The sequence below is a fragment of the Streptomyces sp. NPDC060027 genome, assembly GCF_042737005.1.
In the GTDB taxonomy this organism is placed as follows: Bacteria; Actinomycetota; Actinomycetes; order Streptomycetales; family Streptomycetaceae; genus Streptomyces.
Genome location: NZ_JBHWVI010000082.1, coordinates 26,637 through 33,419 on the forward strand (window position 1 = coordinate 26,637; position 6,783 = coordinate 33,419).

At 70.8% G+C, this 6,783-nt stretch carries 3 protein-coding genes; 1 reads left to right on the forward strand and 2 read right to left on the reverse strand.

What is annotated here, in order from left to right:
* Window positions 1–19: 19 nt before the first annotated feature.
* Both ACFWBT_RS21225 and ACFWBT_RS21230 read right to left on the reverse strand, forming a co-directional pair.
* A complete protein-coding gene (locus ACFWBT_RS21225; RefSeq protein ID WP_385702532.1) occupies window positions 20–2,236 on the reverse strand; it encodes an MMPL family transporter in 2,217 nt (738 codons plus the stop codon).
* 150 nt (window positions 2,237–2,386) lie between these two features.
* On the reverse strand, window positions 2,387–2,977 hold the full coding sequence (locus ACFWBT_RS21230) for a TetR/AcrR family transcriptional regulator (RefSeq protein ID WP_385702535.1): 591 nt from the start codon (window positions 2,975–2,977) through the stop codon (window positions 2,387–2,389).
* 294 nt (window positions 2,978–3,271) lie between these two features.
* On the opposite strand from ACFWBT_RS21230, the gene ACFWBT_RS21235 reads away from it, so the two are divergent.
* Window positions 3,272–6,739, forward strand: coding sequence for a S41 family peptidase (locus tag ACFWBT_RS21235; protein ID WP_385702538.1), 3,468 nt, complete (start codon window positions 3,272–3,274; stop codon window positions 6,737–6,739).
* Window positions 6,740–6,783: the final 44 nt, after the last annotated feature.

Genomic DNA, 6,783 nt, shown 5'->3' on the forward strand with positions numbered 1-6,783 from the left:
ACCTCACGGGTCAGAAGGTTCAGACGCGGGCCAGTTCCCGGTCGCCGTCACCGTCGCGCGGCTTCTCGTCGAGCGCGCGCAGACCCTCACCCTCGACATCCACGTTCGGCAGCGCGCGGTCCAGCCACCTCGGCAGCCACCAGGCCTTCTTGCCCAGCAGCGCGAGCACCGCCGGGACGAGCGCCATCCGCACGACGAACGCGTCGAAGAAGACGGCGATCGCGAGGCCGAAGCCGATCATCTTGATCATCGACTCGCTGGAGCCGATGAACCCGGAGAAGACGGCGATCATGATGACCGCGGCCGCCGTGACGACGCGTGCGCCGTGCTTGAACCCGGTCACGATCGCCTGGCCGGGCTTCTCCCCGTGCACGTAGGCCTCGCGCATGCGGGTCACGAGGAACACCTCGTAGTCCATGGCCAGACCGAAGACGACGCCCACCATGAAGATCGGCATCATGGACATGATCGGGCCGGTCTCCTCGACGCCCATCAGGCCGGACAGCCAGCCCCACTGGAAGACCGCGACGACCGCGCCGAGCGCCGCCATCACGCTGAGCAGGAAGCCGAGGGCCGCCTTCAGCGGGACGAGGATCGAGCGGAACACCACGATCAGCAGCAGGAACGCCAGGCCGACCACGAGCGCGAGATACGGGATCAGCGCGTCGTTGAGCTTCTGCGAGAAGTCGATGTTCATGGCCGTGGAGCCGGTGACCAGAACCGTCGAGTCCGTGTCGGCCTTGATCTCGCCGCCCGCGTCACGGATGGAGTGGACCAGGTCCTCGGTCGTGACGGAGGACGGCTTCGCGTCGGGGACCACCGTGATCATCGCGGTGTCGCCGGCCTTGTTGTACGTCGCCGGGCTGACCGAGACGACGCTCTTGAGGTCGTTCACGTCGTCGGTCACCCGGGCGACCGCGCCCTTCGGGTCGTCGCTCGCCTTGGCGTCGACCACGACCATCAGCGGGCCGTTGAAGCCGGGCCCGAAGCCGTCGGAGAGCAGGTCGTAGGCGCGGCGCTGCGTGGTGGACGTCGGCTGTGAACCGTCGTCGGGCAGGCCCAGTTCGAGCGAGGCCGCCGGGATGGCCGCCGCGCCGAGGCCGACCACGCCGAGCAGCAGCACGGCGAGCGGGCGGCGGACGACGAAGCTCGCCCAGCGGGTGCCCATGTTGGGCTTGCCCTCCTTCTTGGCGGCACGGCCGCCGCCGAGGAGCCTGCTCTTCTTGCCGGCCGGCTGGACCCTGCGGCCCGCGTATCCGAGCAGCGCGGGGATCATCGTCAGCGCGATGAGGACGGCGATGGCGACCGTGCCCGCCGCCGCGACACCCATCTTCGTCAGCATCGGGATGTTGACGACCGAGAGACCGACCAGCGCGATCACGACGGTCAGTCCGGCGAAGACCACCGCCGAGCCCGCCGTGCCGACGGCCCGTCCGGCCGCTTCCTCGCGTTCGCGGCCCTCGGCCAGCTCGGCCCGGTACCGGGAGACGATGAACAGGGCGTAGTCGATGCCGACCGCGAGGCCGATCATCATCGCGAGGGTGGAGGTGGTGGAGCCGAGGTCGAGCACGCTGGCGAGGGCGGTGATCGTCGAGACGCCGATGCCGACGCCGATCAGCGCGGTCAGCAGCGGCAGCCCGGCCGCGATCAGGGAACCGAAGGTGATGACGAGGACGACCGCGGCGATCGCGATGCCGATGACCTCGGTGGAACCGGTCTCGGGCGTCGCCTGGAGCGCGTCACCGCCCACCTCGACGGTCAGTCCGGCGTCCCGCGCGTCCTGCGCGGCGGCGTTCAGGGCGTCCTTCGAGGCGTCCTTCAGCTCCATGCCGGAGACCTCGTACTTCACCGAGGCGTAGGCGATCGATCCGTCCTTGCTCACGGCGTGGCTCTTGAACGGGTCGGCGACCGAGGTGACCTCGGACCCGGTGCCGAGGACCTTGACGGCCTTCTCGACCGTCGCCTTGTTGTCCTTGTCCGCGATCTTCTCGCCGGCGGGTGCCTTGAAGACGACACGCGCGGTCGCTCCGTCGGCGCTCATACCGGGGAAGCGGCTCTCCAGCAGGTCGAAGGCCTTCTGGGCCTCGGTGCCGGGGATCGAGAAGGAGGACGATCCGGCGACGGGCGCGGAGGCGGCGCCGACGCCTGCGAGTGTCAGCAGGGCCACCCATATCAGGGCGGCGAAGTGCCGTCGCCGGAAGGCGAGTCGGCCGAGTTTGCAGAGGAACGTGGCCACGAGGGCGTACTCCCGGTCAGGTCGTGGGATGGCAGGGGCTGGCGTGATCACCCGTGTGGGGGCAGGGGGGATCAGCCCGACGACGTGAGCGGCGCGTCAGGTCCGACTACAGCGACTTGCGGAGGTGAAAGGGCGAAGGGAGGGTGTGATTCAGGCGCCGAGAGCGGGGAGGACCACGGCGTCGATGTACGAATGCAGGAAGGCCTGCGTCGGCGGGAGTTCGTCGATCATCGTGCGAGCCGCGAAGGCACCGATGAGCATGTGCATCACGTACTGCGTCGCCGGATTGTCCGCGCGGATCTCACCGCGTTCGACACCGCGCTGGAGCACCCGGCGCAGCTCTTCCAGTTCCGGCTCGATCAGCCACTCCCGGAACGCCTTCAGCAGATCCGGATTTCCGTGCGCCGCCATGGCCAGCCCCCGCATCAGCGCGGAGTCCTGCTCCATCTGGCAGTCGTCCTGCCGGAGGGCGAGGGCCAGGAAGTCGCCCCGCAGGCTCCCGGTGTCCACGTCGGAGAACTTCAGCGGCTTCTGATGCCGCAGCGCTTTCACGACGAGCTCGGCCTTGCCGCCCCACTGGCGGTAGAGGGTGGCCTTGCTGGAACGGGTACGGGCGGCGACGGCGTCCATCGTGAGGGCGTCGTAGCCGACTTCCCGAAGCAGGTCGAGCACGGCCGTGTACAGCTCGGCCTCACGCTCGGGTGTGATCCGACTGCGACGCACCGTTGCGGCTTCAGCCATCCCACTCACCTTTCCTGCTTCGAACGACACGGATTCGTATGTCTCTGAAGATACCCCTCACGTCAACGAAACGAAACCGTTTCGTACGTGTGCTGGGTCACGTCGGCCGTGGGCGGGGGTGCCGGGAGACGGGAGACGGGAGGTTCGAGGCGGGGAAGCGGCGGACGAGGGGGCGCGTCTGGTCGGGAACGCGCCCCATGCGCGCCTCCCGCACCACCGGCCGCACCCACATCCCGCAACGCGCCCCCGGTTCCACGAGTTGCCGGGGCCCGTCCAGCGGAAAAGCATGGGGAGGTGAGCGACGAGTACGAGAAGGCGACCACGAACGAGAACTCCCCCGGCTATCTGCGTTTCCCGCACCTGAGCGGCGACCGGTTGTGCTTCGTCACCGAGGACGACCTGTGGCTGGCCCCGCTCGACGGCCGGGGGCGCGCCTGGCGGCTCACCGTCGACCGCACGAAGGTCGGCCACCCCCGCTTCTCCCCCGACGGCCGGCGCATCGCGTACACGAGCTGGCGCAGCTTCGTCCCCGAGATCCATCTGACGCCGGTGGACGGCGGATCGGGCCGACGGCTCACCTACTGGGGCAGCGCGGACACCCAGGTCTGCGGCTGGTCCCCCGACGGCGACATCCTCGCCGTCGCCTCGCACGGCCAGCCCTTCTCGTACTTCACCTGGGCCTACAGCGTCCCCACCGACGGCGACCCCGGCCGCAAGCTCCCCTGGGGCCCGGTCTCGGACATCGGCGTCGCCGACATCGACGGCGAGCGCAGGACCCTGCTGCTCACCGGCACCCCGCCGCACGAACCGGCCGCCTGGAAGCGGTACCGGGGCGGGGCCACGGGCCGGCTCTGGCTGCACGGCCGGCAACTGGTCGCCGACCTCGAAGGCCACCTCGCCTGTCCGATGTTCGTCGGCGACCGGATCGCGTTCCTCTCCGACCACGAGGGCATCGGGAACCTCTACTCGTGCGCGTACGACGGCTCCGACCTGCGCCGTCACACCGATCACGACGCCTTCTACGCCCGGCACGCCGCGTCGGACGGCACCCGGGTCGTCTACGAGTGCGCGGGGGACCTGTGGATCGTCGACAACCTGGCCCCCGAGTCGGTTCCGCGCCGCCTCGACGTCCGCCTGGGCGGTCCGCGGGCCGGACGGCGTACGTACCAGGTGCCGGCCACCCAGCACGTGGACAGCATCTCCGTGGACGAGACGGGCCGGGCCAGCGCCGTCGTCGTCCGTGGCAGCCTGTACTGGCTCACCCACCGAGACGGCCCCGCGCGCACGATCGCGGACACCCCGGGGGTACGGGTCCGGCTCCCGGAGATGCTCGGCTCGGGCGGCCAGGTCGCCTACGTCACCGACGCGGACGGCGAGGACGCCGTCGAGATCGCCTACCTGCCGCGCGCGACCGGCGACCGCGCGCCGCGCCGCCTCGCCTCCGGCGCGCTGGGCCGCGTACAGGAACTGGTGGCGGACCCGCGGGGCGAGCGCCTCGCCATCGCCTCGAACGACGGGCGGCTGCTCCTCCTCGACGCGACGGAGGAATCCGCCGATCTCTCCGGCACGGAGTCCGAAGACGACTCGGACACGGAGTCCGGGGACACCTCCGACACGGAGTCCGGGGACACCTCCGACAGGGAGTCCGGTGGCACCCCCGGAGCGAAGTCCGGTGACGCCTCCGGCACGGAGTCCGATGACGCCTCCGGAGCGGAATCCGGCGACACCTCCGGGGCGAAGGCCGCGGAAGGCGAGGTCACCGAGCTCATCCGCTCCATCAACGGCCCGGTGACGGACCTCGCCTTCTCCCCGGACGGCGCCTGGCTGACGTGGTCGCATCCCGGGATCGGACGCTCCCTGCGGCAGATCAAGATGGCCCGCATAAAGGACCGCCTCGTCGTCGACGTCACCAACGGCCGCTTCGAGGACGAGAATCCGGTGTTCACGCGGGACGGCCGCTATCTGGCCTTCCTGTCCTGGCGCGGCTTCGACCCGGTGTACGACGTGCACACCGGGGACCTGTCCTTCCCGCTCGGCTGCCGTCCGTACCTCGTCCCGCTGTCCTCGGCCACGCCCTCCCCCTTCGCGCTGAACCCGGACGGGCGGCCCGCCGCGGGCGGCCTCGACCCGGTCGAGGAGGAACCCGGCGACGGCAGCACGACGACCGTCGAGCTCGAAGGCCTGGAGAGCCGGGTGACGCCCTTCCCGGTCACCGCCTCCAAGTACTCGGCGCTGCGCCCGGTCTCGGGCGGCGGCCTGGTCTGGCTGCGCTGGCCGATCTCCGGCGCGCTGGGCGAGACGTTCGCCAACCCGGACGACACGACCGGCCGTCCGACCCTGGAGTTCTTCAACATCACCAAGGCGAAGAAGTCCGAACTCGTCGACCACCTGGACTGGTTCGGGGTGAGCGGCGACGGCTCCCGGCTGGTCGTCGTGGACGAGGGCGATCTGCGTGCCGTCCCCTCCAACGAGTCCGGCGACAGCGACTCGACCGTCTGGATCGACCTGCGCCGCATCCTGCACGAGGTGGACCCGCGCGCCGAATGGCGCCAGGCGTACGACGAGGCCGGCCGCATCATCCGCGCCTACTACTGGGACCCGAACATGTGCGGCATCGACTGGGACGCGATCCTGGAGCAGTACCGCCCCCTGGTCGAACGGGTCGCCTCCCCGGACGAGTTCGCGGACCTGCTGCGCGAGGTCCTCGGCGAACTGGGCACCTCGCACGCGTACGTCACCCCCGCCCGCCGCAACGAGGGACCGCCCCACTACCAGCGCTGGCAGGGCCTGCTGGGCGCCAACTTCGTATGCCGCGACGGAAGTTGGATGCTCAAGCGGATTCTTCCCGGCGACTCGTCCGACTCCAAGGCACGCTCACCGCTGGCGGGCACCGGCATCCGCGAGGGCGCGGTCCTCACCCATGTCGACGGGCGCCCGGTGCACCCGGTCACCGGCCCGTATCCGCTGCTCGCGGGCGCGGGCGGCACGACGGTGGAACTCACCTTCACCCCGGCGGAGGGCGAGGGCCGCCCGCGCCGGGTGGCGGTGGTCCCGCTGATCGACGAACGTCCCCTGCGCTACCAGGACTGGGTGGCCAAACGGCGCCAGGTCGTACGGGAGTTGAGCGGCGGCCACTGCGGCTATCTGCACATCCCGGACATGGGCGGCTCGGGCTGGGCCCAGTTCAACCGCGACCTGCGGATGGAGGTCTCGCGACCGGCCCTCATCGTCGACGTGCGGGGCAACGCGGGCGGCCACATCAGCGAACTGGTCGTCGAGAAGCTGACCCGCACGATTCTCGGCTGGGACCTCACCCGCGACGCGCAGCCGGTGTCGTACGCCTCCAACGCCCCGCGCGGCCCGGTGGTGGCGCTGGCCGACGAGGCGACCTCGTCGGACGGCGACATGATCACCGCCGCCTTCAAACTGCTGAAGCTCGGCCCCGTGGTGGGACAGCGCACCTGGGGCGGTGTCGTCGGCATGACCGGCCGCCACCGCCTCGGCGACGGCACGGTCATCACGGTGCCCATGAACGCCGCCTGGTTCGACGCGTACGGCTGGTCCGTCGAGAACCACGGCGTCGCCCCCGATCTGGAGGTCCTGCGCACGCCGCTCGACTGGGCGGAGGGCCGCCACGCCCAGCTGGACGACGCCATCCAGCTGTCCCTGGACCTGCTCCGCACCCATCCCCCGGCCTCCCCGCCGGACCACTCGAACGTGCCGGACAGAACGCGACCGAAGCTCCCGCCGCGATCGGGCTGACGACGGCCCCGAGCCCGACCGGAGGCGGTCGGCCCGGCCGCCTC

Bases quoted from the DNA above. Each gene is read 5' to 3' on its own strand.
- ACFWBT_RS21230 (WP_385702535.1), bottom strand. From the start codon at position 2,977: ATGGCTGAAGCCGCAACGGTGCGTCGCAGTCGGATCACACCCGAGCGT.